This window comes from Vibrio sp. 1401 (assembly GCF_033340295.1).
In genome coordinates this window covers 1-916 of the sequence record NZ_JAWOWF010000196.1, presented here as the reverse complement: position 1 = coordinate 916, position 916 = coordinate 1, and the positions used below count along the sequence as shown (strand labels likewise).

Sequence of the window (916 nt, the reverse complement as noted above, 5' to 3'; positions counted from 1 at the left end):
GCAAAAACAAGAAGATCGTTTATCTGTCTTACCTGACCGCACTGGTCGAACAATACTGTAATGACAATCTCGCAGTCAGCTACAACCAAGATTTATGTGAGCTAGAACAGGCGGATGCAATGGGGGTTGTTGTAAACAGCATTTGGAAATCTCATATTCGCTCTGTGCTTAATCAGGCGGATATTCTTATCATTGATGAGTTCGAAAAAGTACTGACGACTGTCGTATGTTCTGAACCCAGTAAACAGTTACCAAAGCAACAAGTTTTTGAAAGCTTGTCAGAAGCCATTCGTAATGTCCCACAATTGATTGTGGGTGATGCTGATCTTTCAGACATCAGCTTGGGTTATATCAAAGAGTTAAGAAGCGAAGTGACGCTATTGGATTGCACTGAGAACCCGTATTCTTCAATCAAAGCGGTGATCACAGATAAGAACCAGTACCTCTCTAACGTTTATCTCAAAGAGCGTCTCATTGAGGAAGATAAAGTGTTCCTGTTTGATTCTCTCGTCACACTTCGTCAGGTTACCCAATCACTAGGCTATAAAGATACTAATAAGCTAGATAGTGAAGAAGAAGCACTAAAAGACAACACAGCTCAAGTATTGGCTGTAGTACCAGTGCCAATCGCATCTTACCTATTGAACGAAAAACGTCGCTCGGTTAACCATATCGAACGAATTCAAGAAGTTAAAATTACGGTGGTTCCTAACTCAGACATTGAAACACCGCACTTTGAAGTAATTCGCGTACGCGAAGGTGAAGAGTTTGATTTAATTTCTTACCTACTTCCTAAGAAGTTGGAAGCAATGAAAGAAGCAGAAGGTAAAGAACCTTCTGAAACAGACATCAAACCTAAGCGAATCGAAGAGCCAGTTCTTAAGGGCTTTGCAGCGCCAGCTCAAACCGCTCCAGC

The 916-nt window shown here is 41.6% G+C and carries 1 pseudogene; it reads left to right on the top strand.

What is annotated here, in order from left to right:
• Positions 1-916 (top strand): annotated as a pseudogene (locus R7Z77_RS24520) (hypothetical protein); the annotation flags it as partial.